16 protein-coding genes and 1 pseudogene are annotated in these 21,519 nt (G+C 73.5%); 10 read left to right on the forward strand and 7 right to left on the reverse strand.

The genetic code is table 11. The features are described 5' to 3' along the window. The first annotated feature begins 4 nt into the window (after nt 1-4). Nucleotides 5-370 carry a winged helix-turn-helix transcriptional regulator gene (locus tag SNR22_RS08140; protein WP_320065866.1) on the forward strand — a complete coding sequence of 122 codons (366 nt, stop codon included), beginning with the start codon at nt 5-7 and terminating at the stop codon, nt 368-370. A 10-nt stretch (nt 371-380) separates the two neighbouring features. On the opposite strand, the gene SNR22_RS08145 is transcribed toward SNR22_RS08140, so the two are convergent. Next, a complete protein-coding gene (locus SNR22_RS08145) occupies nt 381-1,559 on the reverse strand; it encodes a DNA recombination protein RmuC (protein WP_320065867.1) in 1,179 nt (392 codons plus the stop codon). 54 nt (nt 1,560-1,613) lie between these two features. On the opposite strand from SNR22_RS08145, the gene SNR22_RS08150 reads away from it, so the two are divergent. Next, nucleotides 1,614-2,366: a hypothetical protein gene (locus SNR22_RS08150; RefSeq protein WP_320065868.1), complete on the forward strand. Its 753-nt coding sequence runs from the start codon at nt 1,614-1,616 to the stop codon at nt 2,364-2,366. A 114-nt stretch (nt 2,367-2,480) separates the two neighbouring features. Here SNR22_RS08150 and ppc read toward each other — a convergent pair whose 3' ends face one another. From ppc to SNR22_RS08170, 4 genes are all read right to left on the reverse strand, one after another. Then, nucleotides 2,481-5,267 carry a phosphoenolpyruvate carboxylase gene (gene ppc, locus SNR22_RS08155; protein ID WP_320065869.1) on the reverse strand — a complete coding sequence of 929 codons (2,787 nt, stop codon included), beginning with the start codon at nt 5,265-5,267 and terminating at the stop codon, nt 2,481-2,483. Nucleotides 5,268-5,398: 131 nt separating this feature from the next. Beyond that, a complete protein-coding gene (locus SNR22_RS08160; protein ID WP_320065870.1) occupies nt 5,399-6,451 on the reverse strand; it encodes a hypothetical protein in 1,053 nt (350 codons plus the stop codon). A gap of 232 nt (nt 6,452-6,683) precedes the next feature. Then, complete coding sequence (locus SNR22_RS08165) at nt 6,684-7,604, reverse strand: DUF559 domain-containing protein (RefSeq protein WP_320065871.1); 921 nt, start codon at nt 7,602-7,604, stop codon at nt 6,684-6,686. 115 nt (nt 7,605-7,719) lie between these two features. Further along, the gene (locus tag SNR22_RS08170) at nt 7,720-8,400 is read right to left on the reverse strand and encodes a cyclase family protein (protein ID WP_320065872.1); all 681 of its coding nucleotides are present in this window, start codon (nt 8,398-8,400) and stop codon (nt 7,720-7,722) included. Nucleotides 8,401-8,892: 492 nt separating this feature from the next. Between SNR22_RS08170 and mfd the strand changes: the two are divergent. The 6 genes and pseudogenes from mfd to SNR22_RS08200 all read left to right on the forward strand — a co-directional run. Next, nucleotides 8,893-12,390, forward strand: a pseudogene (gene mfd / locus SNR22_RS08175) (transcription-repair coupling factor); the annotation flags it as partial. 187 nt (nt 12,391-12,577) lie between these two features. Then, nucleotides 12,578-13,390 carry a hypothetical protein gene (locus SNR22_RS08180; RefSeq protein WP_320065873.1) on the forward strand — a complete coding sequence of 271 codons (813 nt, stop codon included), beginning with the start codon at nt 12,578-12,580 and terminating at the stop codon, nt 13,388-13,390. Next, complete coding sequence (locus SNR22_RS08185; protein WP_320065874.1) at nt 13,387-14,370, forward strand: nucleoside triphosphate pyrophosphohydrolase; 984 nt, start codon at nt 13,387-13,389, stop codon at nt 14,368-14,370. Before SNR22_RS08180 ends, SNR22_RS08185 begins: the two co-directional genes overlap by 4 nt. A gap of 83 nt (nt 14,371-14,453) precedes the next feature. Continuing rightward, the gene (locus SNR22_RS08190; RefSeq protein ID WP_320065875.1) at nt 14,454-15,101 is read left to right on the forward strand and encodes an RNA polymerase sigma factor; all 648 of its coding nucleotides are present in this window, start codon (nt 14,454-14,456) and stop codon (nt 15,099-15,101) included. After that, a complete protein-coding gene (locus SNR22_RS08195; RefSeq protein WP_320065876.1) occupies nt 15,098-16,105 on the forward strand; it encodes a CU044_5270 family protein in 1,008 nt (335 codons plus the stop codon). Before SNR22_RS08190 ends, SNR22_RS08195 begins: the two co-directional genes overlap by 4 nt. A gap of 39 nt (nt 16,106-16,144) precedes the next feature. Beyond that, on the forward strand, nt 16,145-17,764 hold the full coding sequence (locus tag SNR22_RS08200; RefSeq protein WP_320065877.1) for a DUF885 domain-containing protein: 1,620 nt from the start codon (nt 16,145-16,147) through the stop codon (nt 17,762-17,764). 40 nt (nt 17,765-17,804) lie between these two features. Here SNR22_RS08200 and SNR22_RS08205 read toward each other — a convergent pair whose 3' ends face one another. Continuing rightward, a complete protein-coding gene (locus SNR22_RS08205; RefSeq protein WP_320065878.1) occupies nt 17,805-18,620 on the reverse strand; it encodes an NAD(+) diphosphatase in 816 nt (271 codons plus the stop codon). 32 nt (nt 18,621-18,652) lie between these two features. Beyond that, a complete protein-coding gene (locus tag SNR22_RS08210) occupies nt 18,653-19,345 on the reverse strand; it encodes a hypothetical protein (protein ID WP_320065879.1) in 693 nt (230 codons plus the stop codon). A 213-nt stretch (nt 19,346-19,558) separates the two neighbouring features. Here SNR22_RS08210 and eno point away from each other — a divergent pair, with 213 nt between their 5' ends. Together eno and SNR22_RS08220 are read left to right on the forward strand one after the other, a co-directional pair. Next, a complete protein-coding gene (gene eno / locus SNR22_RS08215) occupies nt 19,559-20,842 on the forward strand; it encodes a phosphopyruvate hydratase (RefSeq protein ID WP_320065880.1) in 1,284 nt (427 codons plus the stop codon). A gap of 34 nt (nt 20,843-20,876) precedes the next feature. Further along, the gene (locus tag SNR22_RS08220) at nt 20,877-21,509 is read left to right on the forward strand and encodes a septum formation initiator family protein (protein ID WP_320066016.1); all 633 of its coding nucleotides are present in this window, start codon (nt 20,877-20,879) and stop codon (nt 21,507-21,509) included. Nucleotides 21,510-21,519: the final 10 nt, after the last annotated feature.

Consider the following 21,519-nt stretch of genomic DNA (forward strand, 5'->3'; position numbering starts at 1 on the left):
GAGGATGATTGACGGAGCCTGCCAGACCTTCGTGTCGGACTGCCATGTCCGTACGGCAGTCGAACTCATCAACCACGCGTGGGATCCCGTTGTCCTGTCGGCACTGCGCGCCGGCCCTACGAGACGCAACGACCTGTTGGAACGCATCGCGGGCATCAGCGACAAAGTCCTGACACAGGCGCTGCAACGCCTGCGAAGGCGGGGGCTGGTCGTCCGACAGGGCAACGACGAACGCGTACCGGGGCGTCGCGGCGTCGTCTACCAGCTGTCGCCTCTGGGCGAGTCGTTCGCCAACGGCCCACTCGCACAACTGGCCCAGTGGGCCGCGGCGCACCAGGCAGAACTCCTCGAGCCGTCAACGACGGCCTGACCCGCAACAGCTAGCGGTCCGTCGATCCGGGCCGGTCGGCCAGCGCCGAGGTCGGTTCCGCCAGCTCCGGCGCCTGCGGCTGGCGGGGGGCCACCTCGACCTGGGCGGGAACCGCCAGCTCCTGGTCGGAGACGCCCAGCTCGGCGAGCTTACGGGCGCTGACCAGCACCCGCGCCTCCAGCGAGCCGACCGCCCGGTTGTATGCCGTCACCGCCCCGCCGAGCGAGGCACCGAGCTTGCCGACGTGGTCGCCAAGCGTGGACAGCCGGCCGTACAACTCGCGGGCCAGCGAGTGCACCGCCACCGCGTTGCGGGCCAGCACCTCCTGCCGCCAGGAGTACGCCACCGTGCGCAGCAGCGCCACCAGGGTCGCCGGCGTCGCGAGCACCACGTCGCGGGCGAACGCGTGCTCCAGCAGCGTCGGGTCGCGCTGCAACGCCACGTCGAGGAACGGGTCGGCGGGCACGAACAGCACCACGAACTCCGGGCTGGAGTCGAAGGCCGCCCAGTAGGTCTTCGCCGCGAGCGCGTTCACGTGCGCCCGCAGGTGCTTCGCGTGCGCGTCGAGGTGGGTGTTCCGGCCCCGCTCGTCGCGGGCCTCCATCGCGGTCAGGTAGGCGTCGAAGGGTGCCTTCGCGTCCACCACCACGGTGCGCCCCCCGTGCAGCCGGACCACCAGGTCGGGGCGTACCCCCTGATGGTCGGTGGTGGCGGTGACCTGCTCGTTGAAGTCGCAGTGCTCCAGCATCCCGGCGGCCTCGACGATGCGGCGCAGCTGGTGCTCGCCCCAGCGCCCCCGCACCTGGGGCGCGCGCAGCGCCGCCACGAGCTGTTTGGTCTCCGTGCGCAGCTCGCCGGAGACGGCGCCCATCGCGCGGACCTGCTCGCGCAGCTCCGCGTACGCGTCGACCCGGGCGTGTTCCAGCTCGGCGACCCGGGACTCGTAGCGCCGGAGGGTGTCGTGCAGCGGCGCGACCGCCCGAGCCACCGCCTCCTGGGACTGCGCGGTCGCCTCGTAGCTGAGTGCCCGCATCGACTGTTCCAGCCGCCCCTCGCCCTCCCGGGTGGCGGCCAGGGTGGCCTCCAGCCGGGCGACGTCGGCCGCTCCCCGGGACCGGGCGACGAACCAGCCCAGCGCACCGCCGACGGCGAGGCAGAGCACCACCACGGCCAGCGTTGAGAAGCTCATCACCAGAGCTTGCCAAACGCGTACGACGCGACGCCGCCGGGTACGTTCGATGACATGGAATTTCTGCTCGCGGTCATCCTGGTGGCGCTGCTGGTCGGCGGTCTCGTCTGGTGGCGTCGGGAGAGCACGGCCCGGGAGGCCCGCAACCTGGCCGACACGCGCGCCGATGCCCAGCGCTGGTACGAACGCCTCGGCGGCCAGGTGATGAACCTGCACGGCGACTCCCCGGCGGTGCGGCAGGCCCTGGTCGACGCCGGCGAGCGGTACAACGCGGCGGGCGGCCAACTGGAGCAGGCCCGCACGGTCCAGCAGTACCGGCTGGCCCGGGAGACCGCCCTGGAGGGGCTGGCGTACGCCCGGGCGGCCCGGATCGCGCTGGGCATCGACCCGGGCCCCGAGCTGCCGCCGCTGGCCTCCGCGCAGGGCGCCGGCCAGCTCACCCGGGAGCGCGAGGTCAACGTGCAGGGGCAGTCCTTCCGGGCCGGCCCGCAGCCCGGCCAGGCCACGCCCTACTACTACCCGGGTGGCCGGATGCAGGGACGGCCGGTGCCGGCCGGCTGGTACTCCACGCCGTGGTGGAAGACGGCGCTCGGCGCGGGCGCCGGGGTGCTCGGCGGCATGCTGATCGCCGATGCGCTCTTCTCCCCGGCGTTTGCCGACCCGGGGTACGGCGCCGAGGCCGGCGGCCAGGAGGGCTTCGGCGACGGCGGCGGTGACCAGTCCGGCGACTTCGGCGGCGGTGACCAGGCCGGTGATTTCGGTGGCGGTGATTTCGGTGGGGGCGATTTCGGCGGCGGGGACTTCTGACGCCCGGCACCCCTCCCCGGTGGGTCGGCGCTTACGCCGTACCTACTGACACCGACGTACTGAGAAGGGTCCCCCGCCGGGCGAGACACACCGGTGGGGGACCTTTCTCACGTCTCAGCCGGTGTTGCGCATGCCGGCGGCGATGCCATTGACCGTGGTGAGCAGGGCCCGCTCGAGTGCGGTCCCGTCGCTCGGTGCGCGCCGGCCGCCCGGTGCGGTGGCCACCGCCCGGCCCGCCGCCCCCGAGTCCCGGTACTGCCGCAGCAGCGCCACCTGGAGGTGGTGTAGCGGCTCCAGGTAGGTGTCCCGCACCGCGAGGGTGCGCTGGAGCACCGGCGAGTTCTCCAACAGGGCCGGCGACGAGGTGACGGCCAGCACCTCCTGCTTGGTGAGCTCGTACTCCTCCTCGATCTTGGTGAAGATCGGGTGCAGCTTCTCCGGCACCAGGGTCTCGACGTACCGGCGGGCGATGCTCAGGTCGGTCTTGGTCAGCATCATCTCGACGTTCGACAGGAACGTGCGGAAGAAGTGCCAGTTGCGGTTCATCTCGGTGAGCACGTCCTGGAGGCCGGCCTCGCGCGCCGCTGCCAGCCCGGAGCCCACCCCGAACCAGCCGGGCACGATCTGCCGGGTCTGGGTCCAGCCGAACACCCACGGGATGGCGCGCAGCCCGGCCAGCCCGGCCCCGGTGTTCGGCCGCTTGGCCGGGCGGGAGCCGATGTTCAGCGCGCCGAGCAGCTCGGTCGGGGTGGACGCCCAGAAGTACTCCGGCAGGTCCGGGTCCTCCACCAGCGACCGGTACGACCGGAACGCCGCGTCGGAGACCACGTCCATCGACGCGTCCCAGCGTTCCAGCAGCTCGGCGGGCTGCCGGGGGGCGGTGTGCAGCAGGGTGGCCTGGAGCACTGCGGCGACCGTCAGCTCCAGGTTCTCCCGGGCCAGCGCCGGCAGGGTGTACTTGTCGGAGATGACCTCGCCCTGCTCGGTGACCTTGATCGCGCCGTCCAGGGTGCCGTACGGCTGGGCCAGGATCGCCTCGTGGGTGGGGCCGCCGCCGCGCCCGACGGTGCCGCCCCGGCCGTGGAACAGCCGCAGGTGCACCCCGTGCCGGGCTGCGGTGTCGCGCAGCGCCCGCTGGGCCCGGTGGATCGACCACTGGCTGGTGGTGATGCCGGCCTCCTTGTTCGAGTCGGAGTAGCCCAGCATCACCTCCTGTACGTCGCCGCGGGCCGTCACCAGCGCCCGGTACGCGGGCAGCGACAGCAGCTCGTCCAGCAGTTCGCCGCCGGAGTCCAGCTCCGCCGGGGTCTCCAGCAGCGGCACGATGCCGATCCGGGCCCGGCCGCTGTGCACGTCGACCAGCCCGGCCTCGCGGGCCAGCACGACCGCCGCGAGGACGTCGTCCACGCCGAGGGTCATCGAGATGATGTACGACTCGACGACCTCGGCGCCGAACCGGTCCTGCACCTCGCGGATCGTGGCGAACACGTCGAACGTCTTGCGGGCGCTCTCGGTCAGCGGGGTGTCCAGCGTCGACAGCGGCCGGCGGCCGGTCAGCTCGTCGGCGAGGAGCTTGGTCCGCTCCCGGCGGGTCAGCGACGGGTAGTCGGAGACCTCGCCGATGGCACCGTAGAGCTGGGTGAGCACCTCGTGGTGCTTCTCGGCGTGCTCCCGCACGTCCATGGTCGCCAGGTGCAGGCCGAACGCGGACACCGTGCGGATGGTGGAGGCGAGCCGGCCCACGGCGGTGAGCTGGCCGGAGTTGCGGGCCAGCGAGGCACGTAGCAGTTCCAGGTCGACGATCAGCTCGGCGGAGCCCCGGTAGTCCCGGCCCGGCACGTGCGGGGTGTCCCGGCGCAGCCGCTCCCGGGTGTTGGCCAGCTTCGCCTTGACGCACCGGGCCTTCAGCCGGTACGGCTCCTCGGCGTTGACCCGGCGGAACCGGGTGGCCACCTCGGGCAGCGCGTCGAGGTCGGTGGCGAGACTGGCGGCGAGGTCCAGTGACACCCCGCGCAGCCGGCGGGAGACGGAGACCTCCTTGATCAGGTTCTCCATCGCCGTCTCGGTGGCCGCGATGCCGTGCTCGTGCTGGATGCGCAGCACCTCCCGGGTGACCGCCGGGGTGACGAACGGGTTGCCGTCCCGGTCGCCGCCGATCCAGGTGCCGAAGGTCAGCGGGCGGGACGTCGGCGACGTCTCCACCCCCAGGTTGCGCAGCGTGTCGGCGAGGTCGTCGAGCACCTGCGGGGCGGCCTCGGCGTACAGGTCGCGCAGGTAGTAGATGGCGTTGCGGGCCTCGTCGGTCGGGTCCGGCCGGTCCAGCCGCAACTCGTCGGTCTGCCACATCAGGTCGAGCAGCTCGGCCAGGCGCCGGTTGGCCGGCCCCTCGTCGCTGGCCCCGTAGAGGATCGCGTTGGAGGTCTCGGTGTCCAGCTCGTCGGCGATCGCCCGCAGCTTCGACAGGATCGACCGGCGGGCCGCCTCGGTGGGGTGGGCGGTGAAGACCGGGCGTACCGCGAGCCGGCGGGCCGCCGCCGCGATCTCCTCGGCCGGCACACCGCGCTCGGCAATCATCTTGGCCGCCTGGTCGAGCCAGCCGCCGTGTGCCGCCCGGCGTCGGCGCAGGTCCCGGGCCCGGTGCACCTGCTCGGTGATGTTGGCCAGGTGGAAGTAGGTGGAGAAGGCGCGGGCCAGCCTGGTGCCGGTGGTCACGTCCAGCCCGCCGAGGCGCTGCGCGGCGGAGGGTGCGTCGGAGCGGACCAGGGCGCGAATCTCCTCGACCAGGTCGAGCAGCGGGCGGCCCTCCTGCCGGGCGAGGGTCTGCCCGAGCAGCGTGCCGAGGCGGCGGATATCGGCCCGCAGCGCGGCGTCGGGGCCGTCGTGGTCATGCTGGTCGGTCACGGTGCGCTCCTTACGTGAGTACGAAGGACAGCGCTGTCCGACTCCCTGGATCGTATCCGCGCCGACCCCTCGGACAGGAGGGGCCCCGGGTTCTCGCTTTCCGCCGTGGCGGGGGCGCCGGCGGACCCCGGTCAGCCCGGCCGGGCCGGGTCGTCGCTGGTGGCGGGGGTGCTCCGGGGCCGCCGGGCGGAGCTGCGCCGGCCCCGGACCAGGGTGGCCGTGAGCAATCCCACGACGCCGAGCAGCGCCCAGAGCGCCAGCCCGACCGCCGGCCGGCCCGCCGAGCGGCGGTCGAAGTACACCACCGACGTGATCAGGTCGGTGGTCAGTCCGGGCACGTTCCACAGGTGCATCCCGCGCAGCCAGCCGGGCAGGAACTCCGGGGGGTAGACGCCGCCGGAGCCGGGATTGCCGAGCACCACCAGCAGCAGGATGACCAGGCCGGTGCCGAGCAGGCCGAGCCAGCCCTGCACGGCCGCGGCGATCATCGCGGCGGCGAGGACGGCCAGCGCGCCGGCCGCGGCGACCGCCGGCACGTCGTGGTCCCACACGTCCAGCACCGGCCCGACCAACAGCGCGCCCACCACGCCGAGCAGCACGGCGTACGCGGCGAGGGCGGCGAGGCGCAGCCCGGCGCGGCTCAGGGTGCGGGGGGCGGTGCCGGTCACCAGGCCCAGCGCGGTGGAGGCGAGGTAGCCGCCGAGGACGTAGCCGACCGCCAGGTAGAAGGGGACCAGGCCGCGTGGGTCGCCCCCCGCCACCGGCACCTCGTCGTTGACGGCCAGCGGCAGCTCGGCCCGCCGGGCGGCCTGGCCGAGCACCTGTTCGACCAGGTTGGTGGCGACCGGAGCGGAGGCGCTGGCGACGGTGAGGCGCAACCCCTCCTGTGGGGTGGAGGTGAGCACGCCGTACACCTCGCGGGCGGTCAGGGCGTCGGCGGCGGCCGCCGCGTCGTCGTACCCGACGGGTTCGATCCTGTCGGTCTCGGCGCGCACGGCGGTCAGCACGGCCTCGGCGTGCTGGTCGCCGAGGACCAACCCGACCGGCACGTCGCGGGGGGTGGGCTGGTGCAGCGCGCCGACGTACGCGGCGATGAACGCGGTGGCCAGCGCGAGGGTGCCGAGCAGCAGGGCGGCGGTGCGGGGCAGCCACTCGCGCACCGGCGGATCCGGCTCGTCGTCCACGCCGCCAGCCTAGGGGGCATCCGCCCATTTTGCGGCATTTGCGAGCCGATGCCCGCCCCGGGTAACCGGGGGTCGCCGTCGTGCCACCCCCCCCGCCGGGCTGCCACCCCACCCCACCCCACCCCACCGGGCTGCCACCCCACCCCACCCCACCCCCCGCCCCCCGCCCCCCGCCCGGTGATCAGGACGCCATGGACGTCAAACGGGCGTTGTAGCGTCCATGGCGTCCTGATCACCTCTGAAGGCCACGGCGTTCTCGGATGGCTGCGGCCACCAGGTGGGTGGTGCGGGTGGGGTGTCGGAGCACGTCGTCCGCCGTGCAGCGGAGCACCAGCCAGCCTGCGGCGCGGAGTGCGTTCAGCCGGGCGATGTCGCGTCGGAAGTGGGCGCGCTGCCGGTGGTGGTCGCCCTCGTATTCGACGGCGATCCGCCACTGTGGGTAGGCCAGGTCGACGCGGGCGAGGTAGACGCGTCCGCCCCGCGCGTTCTCACCGTGCACCTCGTGCTGGGCGACCAGGGGTGGCAGGCCGGCGTCGTGCAGGAGCAGGCGGAGCCGGGTCTCCATTGGCGACTCGCTCAGCGGCTCGGCCAGCCCGAGCAGCTCGCGCAGTTGGGCGGTGCCGGGCCAGCCGAGGTGGGCGTCCAGGTAACCGGCCAACGCGGGGAGCCCGACCACCCGCCGATGCAGCAGCGCGTCCATCGCGACCAGCGCGTCTGTCCGGGGCAACCGCCTCCCCAGGTCGAATGCGGTACAGCTGCCGGTGGTGACCGGCAGCCCGGCGAACCGAGTGACGTCCTGGGTCGACAGCGACCGCTGGTTGACCGACACGCGCGGGGTGGAGCGTCGACGGGCCGTACCCGGAAGCGTGACGAAGACCGGGCTGGCGGGCGGAAGGAGGTCGACGCCCCAGAGGAACGCCGCACTGAGGCCGCTGATGGCGGCTCCCCCCGGCAGGGTCAGGGCGACGGCGTCGCACCACATCCGGTGGTCGTCCTCGCGGTACCCGTCGACGTGGACATAGATGTCGGGCAGTAGCCGGCACCAGGACGGCCCACGGAGCATCCGCCAGGTGACCAGGCCGGCGGCGACGGCCCGGCTGCCGGAGAAAGGGAGGAACGCCAACTCTCGGGGAATGTGAGGCACCCGTGGCATTCCGACAGCTTGCCGTCACAGACCGTTGCTCGCTGTCCCGCAGTCGCCGGCGGCCGAGGTGGGTCTTGAGGGGCCGTTGGCACCCCGCCCCGGCTGCCCTGGCGATCCGTGCTGGTCAGCCGTCGAGGACGGCGAACGCGCGCACCGGGAAGGTGCCCATCCCCGCCACCCTGGGCGGGGCGGCGGTGAACCGGAAGCCGGTCGGGGGGAGCGCATCCAGCCCGGTGAGGTGCTCCACGATCGGGATGCCGGCCGCCAGCAGGGCGCTGTGCGCCGGGCGCTCGCCCCGGGCCGCCGGGCTCATGTCGTCGATGTTGATCGAGTCGATGCCCACCAGGGTCGCCCCCGCCTCGACCAGCCACGCCGCGCCGTCACCGGTCAAGTACGGCGCGTCCGGCGACGCGTACCGGTCGGTGCCGAAGTGCGCGGACCAGCCGGTGTCCAGCAGCACCGCCCGCCCCGCCACCTCGTACGAGTCGAGCAGCTGGCGGTCCACCGCGCGGGTGCCGGCGGGCACCCGCACCACGAGGCCCGGCAGGTCGGCGAGGCGGTCCAGCGGGACGCCGGTGAGGTCGGCCCCGTCGGACCACCGGTGCGCGGGAGTGTCCAGGTACGTGCCGGTGTTGGCGATCATGTCGATCCGGCCGACCTGGAACTCTGTGCCCGGGGCGTAGCGCGCCCGGGACGCCTCCCGGGTCAGCCACTCGGTGATCTGCGGCGCCGGCCAGCCCGGCAGCGTGGTCATCCCGTCGCTGATCACCTGGCTCAGCTCGACCAGCCGCCGTCGTCTTGTCACGCCCTGACTCGACCATCCCCCGCCTCCCCGGTCAAGCCACGATTCCTGGACAGCTCCTGTGCGCCGCCGACGAGAACCGTCCATGATCCGTGGCGCGACGTGGCGTGCGGCTGTGGTTGTGGGGCGGCCGGGACCGGCGACCGGGCTCTGCCGGTGCCCGTCGGTGGGCGGGGATAGGCTGAGGTGCTGTCAACCCCCCGTCCGCGCCGGACGCGGGGGAACTGTCGTGTGCCACGACCGCGTCACTGGGAAGTGATCACTTTGCTCACCGGACTCTTCGCCGCCGCACTGGCCGACCCCGGGCTGGCCCGGGCGCGCGACCTGGCGCGCTCCGGAGCCGCCCAGGTCGACGGCCTGGACGTGACCGCCCCGGCGGCGCTGCGCCCGTTCGCCGTCGCGGCGGTCGCGGCGGACCCGATCAACGACGCCGGCCAGGCGGTCGCAAAGGCCCCGAACGACGCCGACGCGACGGACCCGGACGCCGCCGCCGGCGGTGGGGCCGGGCGGCCGGTGCTGGCCGTGACCGCCACCAGCCGGGAGGCCGACGACCTGGCCGCCGCGCTGGGTAGCCTCCTGCCGGCCGAGCAGGTCTCCGTCTTCCCGTCCTGGGAGACGCTGCCGCACGAGCGGCTCTCGCCCCGCTCCGACACAGTCGGCCGCCGGCTGGCCGTGCTGCGCCGGCTCGCCCACCCTGACGCCGCCGACGCGCACGGCCGCGCCGGGCCGCTGCGGGTGGTCGTCGCGCCGGTCCGGTCGCTGCTCCAGCCGCAGCTCAGGGGCCTTGGTGACCTGGATCCGGTGCGGCTCGCCGCGGGCGACGAGGCGGACCTGGAGGAGGTGGCCCGCCTGCTCACCGACATGGCGTACGCCCGGGTCGACCTGGTCACCAAGCGCGGCGAGTTCGCGGTGCGCGGCGGCATCCTCGACGTCTTCCCGCCCACCGACGAGCACCCGTCCCGGGTCGAGTTCTGGGGCGACGAGGTGGAGGAGATCCGCACCTTCGCCGTCGCCGACCAGCGGACCATCGAGGCCGTACCGCTGCTCTGGGCGCCGCCGTGCCGGGAGTTGCTGCTCACCCCGGCCGTGCGGAAGCGGGCCGCCGCGCTCGCCGCCGAGCATCCGGAGCTGGCCGAGATCCTGGACAAGCTGGCCGAGGGCATCCCGGTCGAGGGGATGGAGTCCCTGGCTCCCGCGCTGGTCGGCGGGGACTCGCTGGAGCTGCTGCTGGACTGCATGCCGGCCGGCACCCACGTGCTGCTCTGCGACCCGGAGCGCATCCGTACCCGGGCGCACGACCTGGTCCGTACCTCCGAGGAGTTCCTCCAGGCGAGCTGGGCCGCCGCCGCCGTCGGCGGCCAGGCCCCGGTGGACCTCGGGGCCGCGGCCTTCAAGACCCTGGCCGAGGTACGCGCCGCGGCCCGCGCGCTGCGTCAGCCCTGGTGGACCCTCGCCCCGTTCGGCCTGGTCGAGGCGGACGCGACGGCCCCCGCCCGGCAGCCCTGGGAGGACGGGCCGGCCGAGGTCGACGTCGCCCCCGACGACGCCATCGCGGTGACCCTGGCCGCGCAGCCGGCCCCGCTGTACCACGGCGAGACCCCCCGGCTGGTCGAGGACCTCACACGCTGGGCCGGGGCGGGTTGGTCGGTCGCGTTGGTCTTCGAGGGGCACGGCCCCGCCCAGCGGGCGGTGGAGGTGCTGCGCGACGCCGGCCTCGGCGCGAGGTTCACCGAGAGGATCCCGGATGCGCCCGATCCCGGGGGCGTGCTGATCACCTGTGGCGCGCTGACCAGCGGCTTCGTCGACGAGGCGGCGCGGTTCGTGCTGCTCACCGGCAACGACGTCACCGGCGGCCGGGGCGTCTCGACCCGAGACATGCGCAAGATGCCCAGCCGGCGACGCAACACGATCGACCCGCTGGAGCTGAAGGCCGGCGACCACGTCGTGCACGAGCAGCACGGCATCGGCCGGTACGTCGAGCTGGTGCAGCGCACCGTCAACGGGGCATCCCGGGAGTACCTGGTCATCGAGTACGCCGCGAGCAAGCGCGGCCAGCCCGCCGACCGCCTCTTCGTCCCCACCGACCAGCTCGACCAACTCTCCCGGTACGTCGGCGGTGAGCAGCCCACCCTGCACAAGATGGGCGGCTCGGACTGGCAGAAGTCCAAGGCCCGGGCCCGCAAGGCGGTCAAGGAGATCGCCGCCCAGCTCATCCAGCTCTACGCCGCCCGGAAGGCGTCCAAGGGGCACGCGTTCGGCCCCGACACCCCGTGGCAGCGGGAGCTGGAGGACGCCTTCCCGTGGCAGGAGACGCCGGACCAGTTGGCCGCCATCGAGGAGGTCAAGCGGGACATGGAGCAGACCGTCCCGATGGACCGGCTGATCTGCGGCGACGTCGGGTACGGCAAGACCGAGATCGCGGTGCGGGCGGCGTTCAAGGCGGTGCAGGACGGCAAGCAGGTCGCCGTGCTGGTGCCGACCACGCTGCTGGTGCAGCAGCACTACAACACGTTCGCCGAGCGAATGGGCCAGTTCCCGCTGGAGATCCGGCAGCTCTCCCGCTTCCAGACCCTGAAGGAGTCGGAGCGGACCCTGGAGATGGTCGCCGACGGCACCGTGGACATCGTGATCGGCACCCACCGGCTGCTCCAGGCGGCCACCCGGTTCAAGTCCCTCGGCCTGGTGGTCGTCGACGAGGAGCAGCGCTTCGGCGTCGAGCACAAGGAGCATCTGAAGACGCTGCGTGCCTCGGTCGACGTGCTGAGCATGTCGGCCACCCCGATCCCGCGCACGTTGGAGATGGCGATCACCGGCATCCGGGAGATGTCGACGATCGCCACTCCGCCGGAGGAGCGGCACCCGGTGCTGACCTTCGTCGGGGCGTACGACGAGCGGCAGGTGGCCGCGTCGATCCACCGCGAGCTGCTCCGCGACGGGCAGATCTTCTACCTGCACAACCGGGTCGAGTCGATCGACAAGGCGGCGCGTCGGCTTCGTGAGCTGGTGCCGGAGGCCCGGGTCGCGGTGGCGCACGGCCAGATGGGCGAGGACGCCCTGGAGAAGGTGATGGTCGGCTTCTGGGAGAAGGAGTTCGACGTCCTGGTCTGCACCACGATCGTGGAGTCCGGCATCGACATCCCGAACGCCAACACGCTGATCGTGGAGCGGGCCGACCTGCTCGGCCTCTCCCAACTCCACCAGATTCGCGGCCGGGTCGGCCGGGGCCGGGAGCGCGCGTACGCGTACTTCCTCTACCCGCCGGAGAAGCCGCTCACCGAGCACGCCCACGAGCGGCTGACCACCATCGCCCAGCACACCGAGTTGGGTGCCGGCATGTATGTGGCGATGAAGGACCTGGAGATCCGGGGCGCCGGCAACCTGCTCGGCGGCGAGCAGTCCGGCCACATCGAGGGTGTCGGTTTCGACCTGTACGTCCGGATGGTCGGCGAGGCGGTGCAGGCGTTCAAGGGTGAGCGCCCCGAGGAGGAGGCCGACGTCAAGATCGACCTTCCGGTCGATGCGCACCTGCCGCACGACTACATCGGGGTGGAGCGGCTGCGCCTGGAGATGTACCGCAAGCTCGCCGAGGCCCGCGACGCCGGGCGCCTGGACGAGGTGGTCGCCGAGATGACCGACCGGTACGGCGAGCCACCCGCCCCGGTGCAGAACCTGGTCGCGGTGGCCCGGTTCCGGCTGCTGGCCCGCCGGTACGGCCTCACCGACGTCTCCATGCAGGGCAAGCACCTGCGGTTCGGCCCGTTGCCGCTGCCCGATTCCAAGCAGTTGCGGCTCAAGCGCTATCACCCCGACTCGGTCTACAAGTCCGCCCTCGACCAGGTCAGCGTCCCCCGCCCGAGCACCCGCCGGATCGGCGGCGAGCCGCTGCGCGACCAGGCCCTGCTCCAGTGGTGCGGGCAACTGCTCAAGGACCTCCTCGGCGAGCCCGAGGAGCTGGCCGGTTCTGCCAGCCCCGCAGTGGCGAGCGGAAGGTGATACGGGCGAGCCCGAGGAGCTGGCCGGTTCTGCCAGCCCCGCAGTGGCGAGCGGAAGGTGATACGGGCGAGCCCGAGGAGCTGGCCGGTTCTGCCAGCCCCGCAGTGGTGGGTGCCCGATGAGCGGACGGCGCGTGGCCCGGTGGGCGGCGTCCCAGCCGGTGGGCACGCATGAGAGAGTGACCGTCATGCGTGCTCGCCGTCTCATCGCCGCCGCCAGCGTCGCGGCCCTCGGTGCCCTCTCCCTCGCCGCGTGCGGGAAGTCCGCGCCGGACGTCGCCGCGTATGTCGGCGACGCGAAGTACTCCATCGACCGGGTGGACGAGATCTACGACGATGCCCAGTCCAAGTACGCCGCCGCGATCCGCTCGCAGGCCGGCCAGAACGGCGCCGTCCCGGGGGCAGAGGAACCGCGCTCCTCGGTGACCCGGCAGGACGTGCTGAACCTGCTGGTCAGCATCGAGCTGGGCCGGCGGGTGGTGACCGGGAACGGCATCGCGGTGCCTGACGAGGTCAAGCCCGAGCAGTTGGAGCAGCAGCTCCGGATGCCGGCCGCCGCCGAGTACACGCAGCTCTGGGGCGAGTGGGTGGACATTTCCTCCGCGCTGGTCGCGAAGCTGACCCCGGCCGCGCCGAGCGACGAGTCGATCATGGCCATCTACCGCGCCATCGAGAAGACCGGGGCGATCCAGTCCGGGTTGACCGTGGCGCAGGTCCGGCAGGCGTTCGGCGAGGGCCGCGAGGGCAGCCAGGGCACCGAGGGTGGCTTCGTGCGCAGCGCCACCGCGCTCAGCTCGGCTCTCCAGGAGGAGGCGGAGAAGGCCGGGGCCTCGATCAACCCCCGGTACCGTCCGATCGGCGTGCCGTCGGTGGTCAGCACCGGTCAGTCGCTGATCTTCTACTCGTTGCCGTACATCGACCAGGACGGCCCGGTCACCGACATCTCCACCCCCGAGGCCCCGGCCACGGAGTCGGCCGCCCCGGCGACCCCCGGGGTATGACGGCCCGGATCGTCCTGCTGGTCACCTCGCCCCGGCTACCGGCCGGGCTGCTCAGCTCCGCCGCCTGGGACGTCGTACGCGGCAACCCGGTGTTGGCCGGGGCGGAGAGCGAGCTGACCACGGCGGTGCGGGCGGCGGGCGCCGAGGTGACCGTGCCGGACGGCCCGGCGACCCGGGCGCTGCTGGACGCGGCGGCGGCGCACGGCGCGGTGGTCTGGCTGGCCGGTCCGGCCGGCGACGAGTCCCTGGCCCGGGAGCTGGGGCTGCGGCTGGCCCGCGAGCCGGGTCTGGCCGAGCTGGAGCTGATGTACGGCTCGTGGGACCCGCCCGGGGCGCGGCTGCTCGACGCCGTCGAGGTGATGGACCGGCTCTCCTCGCCCGGCGGCGACCCGTGGAAGCGGGCGCAGACCCACCGCAGCCTCGCCGGCTTCCTGATCGAGGAGTGCTACGAGGCGTACGACGCGATCGGCGCAGACGACACCGACGCGCTCCGCGAGGAGTTGGGCGACGTGCTGCTCCAGGTGCTGCTGCACGCCCGGCTGGCCGAGGAGCTGCCCTCGGGCGAGCGGTGGAACGTCGACGACGTGGCCGGCGACCTGGTGGACAAGATGATCCGGCGCAACCCGCACGTCTTCGCCGACGACCAGGCCACCACGCTGGACGAGATCACCGCCAACTGGGAGCGGATCAAGCGGGTCGAGAAGACCCGGGACTCCGTGCTGGACGGCATCGCGCCGAGCCTGCCCGCGCTCGCCCTCGCCGGCAAGATCCTGGAACGCTCTGCCCGCGCTGGCCTGGCCGTACCGCCGCCGCCGGCCGACTCGCAGGTCGACCCGGAGGCGCGCCTCGGCGCCGGGCTGCTGGCCACCGTGGCGGCGGCTCGGGAGACGGGTATCGACCCGGAGGCCGCCCTCCGTCGCACCGCCCTCGCCTACGCGGAGGCGGTCCGCGCCGCCGAACGGGCCGGCAACACCGGCTGACCCGCCGGCCGCGCGCCGAGCCCGGCCCGCAGCCCGTGTCGGCTGCGGCGGGAACCCGCGCGGGCGAGCGGACAGAAGAGGGTGTGGACAGTTCATATCGCGCCCGGCTCCGCGCCGGCGACGAAGCAGCGTTCGGGGAGCTGTTCGACGACCATGCCCGCGTCGTGCACCGGCACGCGTACCGGTGGACGGGCTGCTGGAGCACCGCCGAGGACGTGGTGTCGCTGACCTTCCTGGAGGCCTGGCGACTGCGCGGCAAGCTGCGGCCCGACGGCGACAGCGTCCTTCCGTGGCTGCTGGGAATCGCCACGAACGTGCTGCGCAACACGAACCGGGCGGCCCGTCGGCACCGGGCCGCGCTGGCCCGGGTCCCGCGCGCCGACACCGCCCCGGACTTCGCCGACGAGGTCACCGATCGGATGGACGACGCCGACCGGGTGGCGTCGGTCACGGCGGCGCTGCGCACGCTGCGCCCGGCCGAACGGGAGGTCTTCGCCCTCTGTGTCTGGTCGGGGCTGGACTACGCCACCGCGGCCGAGGCGCTTGGGGTGCCGATCGGCACGGTCCGGTCCCGGCTGTCCCGGGCCCGGACGAAACTGCGTGCCCTGGCCGAGCAGGCGCTCGCCCCGGGGCTCCCACCGCCGTCGGCCCGGGAACCCGCGCCGGTTCGCGGACAGGTACAGGGTGGCCGCGCAATCGCGGCCCGGTCGATCCAGGAGATGAACCGATGAACCCACGGCTTGATCCTGCCGAGCGCACCGCCCTCGCCCGGTTGGTGCCACCACCGCCAGAGGGAGAGCTGTCCGCCGACCGCCATCGCGTCCTGAAGGAAGCCTTCATGCACGAGATCGCCCCCGCCCCGGCGACGGCACCCGACCGGCCGACGGTCCGACCCCGACGTCGGCTGGTATGGCTCGCCGTGCCGGTGGCCGCCACCGCCCTGGCCGCCGTGCTGGTCGCCACCGTCGGGCTGCCCGGGTCGGACCCCGGATCGGGCACCCCCATGAACCAGTACGTCACCGTGCTCCAGGGCGAGGCCGCCGGGGTGGCCCCGCTGATGGAGCAGATCGCCCTGGTGGCCGCAGCCAAGCCGGCGGCGCCGGTGGCCGGCGGCAGCTTCGTCTACGTCCGCAGCAAGGTCGCCTGGCTGGTCTTCCCTGACGACGTTGACGACCGCCCGAAGGAGGCCGGGGTGGACGCGCAGGTGCTCGATGAGGTGCACGACCGCGAGATTTGGCTGTCCCAGGCCGGCGGCGTCTCGCTCATCCGCGAGCGCGGCGAGACTTTCAAGGCTGTGGGCGCCCCCGCCAACAGCACGTATGCCAACCTGCCGACGGACCCGGAGGCGCTGCTGCGGCACGCCTACGCCGTGGCGGACCAGGGGGACCTGCCCCGCGACTACGCGGCCTTCGACTACATCGGTGAGGCGTTGCGGGAGAGCCTGCTGCCGCCCGCGGTCAACGCCGCCCTCTACCGCGCGGCGGCCCGGATTCCGGGGGCGGTCCTGGTGCCGGAGTCCGTCGACGCCGCCGGGCGGGCCGGGGTGGCCGTGGGCCGTACCGACGAGTTCGGCACGCGCACCGAGTGGATCTTCGACCGGACCAGCTTCGAGTACCTCGGCGAGCGCTCCTACCTCGTTCGGGACAACGAGACCGGCAAGGCCGGGATGCTCACCGCCACCACCGCGGTGCTGACCAGGGTCGTGGTCGATAAGGCGGGCAAGCGGCCCAACTGACGTCGAACGCCGGTGCCGGCTCCCCGCTAGGGTCGTCGCATGTCATCCTTCGCACCCCGTGCCGAACGGATCGTCGACGCCCTGCTGGAGAGCCGGCCCGGCCTCGCCTCGTCCGCGGGCGACCACCGGTGCGACGAGCGGCTGCCGGACCTCTCCGCCGACGCCGTCGCCGCCGACCGGGCGATGCTCCGGGACGCGGCCGACGCGCTCTACGAGTTGGACCCGGACGCCCTTGACGTCGAGGAGCAGGTCGATCACGCCCTGCTCACCGCACTGGTCGACCGGGAGCTGTTCGAGGCCGACGAGATCCGAGCGCACGAGTGGGACCCGCTGCGGCACAACCCGGGCCCGCTGCTGCACGCCCTGGTGGCCCGCCCGTTCGCCCCCGTCGAGGTGCGGTTGACCAGCCTCGCCGGCCGGCTCGCCGCCGTACCGGATGCGTTGGCGACCGCGCGTGCGACGCTGCGGGACATGCCCCGGATCCACGCCGAGACGGCGGTCGGGCAGTTCACCGGCGCGGCGGCGCTGGTCCGCGACGAGGTGCCCCGGCTGCTGGCCGAGGTGCCCGCGCTGTACGACGGGGTGGAGCCGGCGGCGACCGCGGCGATTGCCGCGCTGGAGGAGTTCGTGGCCTGGCTACGCGCGGGCCTGGCGGCCGACGCCGGCCCGGGGCGCGACCCCCGGCTGGGCCGGCGGCGCTGGGAGGCCCGGCTCTGGCACACCCTCGACACGGAGCTGGGCGCCGCCGAGGTGCAGCGCCGCGCCTGGGCCAACCTGGAGCGGGTCACCGCCGAGATCCGCGAGGCGGCGGTCGAGCTGGTCGGAGGCGCGGGCGACGACGAGACGGTACGCCTGGCGTTGGACCTGCTGGCCGCCGAGCACCCCGACGACCACACCATCGTCGACCTCGCCGCGATCACCCTCGACGAGGCGACCGGTTTCGTCCGCGCGCGCGATCTGGTCACCCTGGTCGACGATCCGTGCGTGATCCAGGAGATGCCCGGGTTCGCCCGGGGCGTGGCGGTGGCTTACTGCGACGCGCCGGGCCCGCTGGAGACGGCGAACGTGCCGACGTTCTACTGCATCGCGCCCACGCCGTCGGGCTGGCCGGCGGCCCGCGTCGAGTCGTTCTACCGGGAATACAACGACCACATGATCCGCAACCTGACCGTGCACGAGGCGATGCCGGGGCACTTCCTCCAGCTCGCCCACGCCCGCCGGTACGCCGGCCCCACCCGGGTCAGGGCGCTCGCCGAGTCCGGGCCGTTCATCGAGGGCTGGGCCGTCTACACCGAGGAGCTGATGGCCGGTCTCGGCTTCGGCGGCCTGCCGGTGCGGTTGCAGCAGCTCAAGATGCAGTTGCGGATGACCATCAACGCGCTGCTCGACCAGCTCGTGCACTGCGACGACCTGCCCGAGTCCGAGGCGATGGCGCTGATGACCGGCCGGGGCTTCCAGGAGGAGGGCGAGGCGGCCGGCAAGTGGCGGCGGGCCCTGCTCACCTCCACCCAGCTCTCCACCTACTTCGTGGGCTACAGCGAGATGGCCGAGATCGCCGCCCTGCGCCCCGCCGGGGTGTCGGTGCGCGAGTGGCACGACGCGATGCTCGCCCACAACTGCCCGCCTCCGCGCCACCTGCGCACCCTGTTGGGGGTGTAGCAACTCGGGGCCGCCCCTCGGCGACTCCGCCCGGCGCGGTTCAGCCCGTGGGTCGCGCGGCGACGTGGTCGACCAGCCACCGGGAGATCGAGTACGCCGAGGGCAGCTCGGCCGGCAGCCCGTCGAGCGGGAACCAGCGGGCCTCAACCAGCTCCTTCCCGTCGACGACCGGCTCGGCAGCCGGGTCGGCGGCGGTGGCGGTGAAGCCGGCCAGCAGCACCCCCGGCCCGGACACCGCCCAGGGTTGGCTGCCGAAGTAGGAGACCGTGCCGAGGGAGAGCCCGACCTCCTCGTCGACCTCCCGGCGGGCCGCCGCCTCCAGCGACTCGCCGGCTTCCACATACCCGGCGACCAGCGCCCAGAGCCCCGGCGGCCCGTCCGCGTGCCGCACCAGCAGCAGTTCCTCGGGGCCGCCGGCCGCCCCGGGCCGGGTGATCGCCACCAGCACGGCGGCGGAGAGTTGCATCGGCACGTACAGGCCGCAGTCGGGGCACCGCCGGGACTGCTCGCCCGGCACGTCGGCCAGTTCGGCCCGGCACGCCCCGCACCACCGGTGGGTACGCCGCCAGGTGAGCACGGCCAGCGCCCGGCCGGCCAGGTCGGCCAGGAGGGTGGGCAGCTCGGCGGCGAGCGTCCGCCAGCTGCACCAGCGGCCCGGGAGGGCCTGCTCGTCGGCCAGGTCGACACCCCAGGTGGGCACCCCGTCGAGGGTGCCCAGCGGAACCCAGTCGCTGTCGGCGGGCAGCTCGGCCACCCGGGGGAACCGGCCGTCGGGGCCGGTCAGCAGCTTCCGTCCGGCGACCGCCAGGGCGAGGTCACCGGGCTGCGGCGTTCCGGCCCGGTCAGCCCCCGGCACGAACCCACGGTGCAGGGGCGTCGGCGGGATGGTCACGAGCCGGCGGAGCGGCGGTCGACGACGCCGGCCCCGGCCGGAAGCTCGAAGCTCGTCCCGTCGACCGTGTTGCTGTAGCGAGTCAGCGCCAGCTCCATCGGGGTGCCGTCCAGGCTGCCGGTGAAGCTTCCGAGCACGCCCTCGGTGGTCACGCAGGCGGTGAAGTCGCCGGCCGAGCGCTGCACGTCCACGCAGGTGGCGAGGTGCCCGGCGAGGGTGGTGTCGCTCTGGCCGACGACGGCCTGCGGGTCGAGCGCGGCCTCGGTGAGCAGCCCGACCACCACCGGCGGGGTGATCAGCCCGCGCTGCTTGGCCTCGGTGAACAGGGCCACCGAGGGCTTCGCGGTGGTGACGGGCGGGGCGAGGAGCGTGCAGACGATCTTCGCCGGGCCGGTCTCGCACCGGGTGGTGGCCTCGGCGGTGACGGTCAGCTTCCCGCCCGGCCAGATGTACGCCGAGCGGGCCGGGGCCTGGGCCTGGGCGATGGCGGCGGCCCGGCCGCCGGGGAGCTGGTAATCGGCCGAGTAGGTCAGCTCCAACGCCCGGTCCAGCCGGGCGGCGAGGTCGTTGACGAGGTCCGACCGGCCGATCGCCCGTCCGGCGTCGTCGATGGCCTGGCAGCCGGTGACCGAGAGCGATGCGATGACCGAGAGAGCGAGCACGCGGAACGTGGTCGAGGCAGCGGGCATGGCGGTCAGCCTTGCCGATCGGGTCCACGTCGCGCAAACTCGTTTCCGGTTGAGGGCTGAGAATCCGGGAATGTCCGACGTGCGCTGCCGGGACGGCGTGCCGGGCGACGCGGTGGGCCGAACCGCCGCCCGATACGCTGCGTTTCAACACCTGCCTCAGCCGCACCGTCGCGGCCCATACGGACCGGAACCACACATACGAGGAGCGACTCAGTGGCAACCATCGAGGGAATCGTCGCCCGGGAGATTCTCGACTCGCGGGGCAACCCGACGGTCGAGGTCGAGGTCGGGCTCGACGACGGCACGATCGCCCGCGCCGCGGTGCCGTCCGGCGCCTCCACCGGTGCCTTCGAGGCGGTCGAGCTGCGCGACGGTGACGCCGACCGTTACCAGGGCAAGGGCGTCGAGAAGGCGGTCTCGAACATCGAGGACAGGATCGTCGACCAGCTCATCGGGTACGAGGCCAGCGAGCAGCGGCTGATCGACCAGAAGATGCTGGACATCGACGGCTCGGAAAACAAGGGCGAGCTGGGCGCGAACGCGATCCTCGGTGTCTCCCTGGCGGTGGCCAAGGCCGCGGCCGGCAGTGCCGAGCTGAGCCTCTTCCGCTACCTGGGCGGCCCGAACGCGCACCTGCTTCCGGTGCCGATGATGAACATCCTCAACGGTGGGGCGCACGCCGACTCCAACGTTGACGTCCAGGAGTTCATGATCGCGCCGATCGGCGCGCCCAGCTTCCGCGAGGCGCTGCGCTCCGGCGCGGAGGTCTACCACGCGCTGAAGTCCGTGCTGAAGAAGAAGGGCCTCTCCACCGGGCTCGGCGACGAGGGCGGCTTCGCCCCGAACCTGCCCACCAACGCCGCCGCGCTGGACCTGATCGCCGAGGCCGTCGAGAAGGCCGGGTACCGGCTGGGCACCGACATCGTCTTCGCCCTGGACGTCGCCGCCACCGAGTTCTTCGACAACGGCACCTACACGTTCGAGGGCGCGGCGAAGTCCGCCGAGGAGATGAGCAACTACTACACCAAGCTCGTCGGCGACTACCCGATCGTGTCCATCGAGGACCCGCTCTCCGAGGACGACTGGAGCGGCTGGGCCACCCTGACCGCCGCCGTCGGCGACCGGATCCAGATCGTCGGCGACGACCTGTTCGTCACCAACCCGCAGCGCATCGCCCGGGGCATCGCCGAGAGGTCCGCCAACGCGGTGCTGGTGAAGGTCAACCAGATCGGGTCGCTCACCGAGACCCTCGACGCCGTCGAGCTGGCCCACCGGGCCGGCTTCCGCTGCATGATGAGCCACCGGTCCGGCGAGACCGAGGACACCACCATCGCCGACCTGGCGGTGGCCACCGGCTGCGGCCAGATCAAGACCGGTGCCCCGGCCCGCTCGGACCGGGTCGCCAAGTACAACCAGCTCCTGCGCATCGAGGAGGAGTTGGCCGACGCGGCGCGGTACGCCGGTGCGGGCGCGTTCCCGCGTTACCGTTCCGCCTGAGACACCCAGCGAGCCTCGGGGGAGGGGTGTGACGATGCAGCAGCGCCGCACACCGGGTGGTCAGCGCCCTGCCCGCCGGCCGGGTCACTCCGGCCGGCCGGGCGGGGCCCGTGCCCGGGTGTCGACCCGCGACGGCGCCCGCGCGGAGGCGCGCGCCACCGGCCGTTCGTCCGGGTCGGCCCGGGCCACCGATCCGGTACGGTCCGCGAACCGTCCCGCCGCCGCCCGTCGCACGGCGGCCGGGGGCACGGTCAAGCGGCTCTCCGCACCCCACCCCCGACGCTTCACCGGGCGGGCCACCGTGCTCTTCGCGGTGCTGATCGCGCTCGCCCTCGGGTACACCTACCCGGTCCGGGTCTACCTGGACCAGCAGGCGGACATCGAGCGCATGGAGGCGGCGCAGGCCGCCCAGCGGCAGCTCATCGCCGACCTCTCCGCCGAGGCGGTGAAGTGGCAGGACGACGAGTACATCGCCATCCAGGCGCGGGAGCGGTTCTACATGGTCTATCCGGGCGAGGTCCCGGTGATCGTGCTGAACGACCCGGCCGGCGCGGCCCGGGACGCGGGCGGCGGAAAGGCACCGGCCCGGCCGCAGACCCCCGATCCCTGGTACGACACCCTCTGGTCGAGCGTGCGGGCCGCGAACGCCGACCGCCCCGGCCAGTGAGCAGCACCTG

Source organism: Micromonospora sp. RTGN7 (genome assembly GCF_033804645.1).
Taxonomy (GTDB): Bacteria; Actinomycetota; Actinomycetes; order Mycobacteriales; family Micromonosporaceae; genus Micromonospora.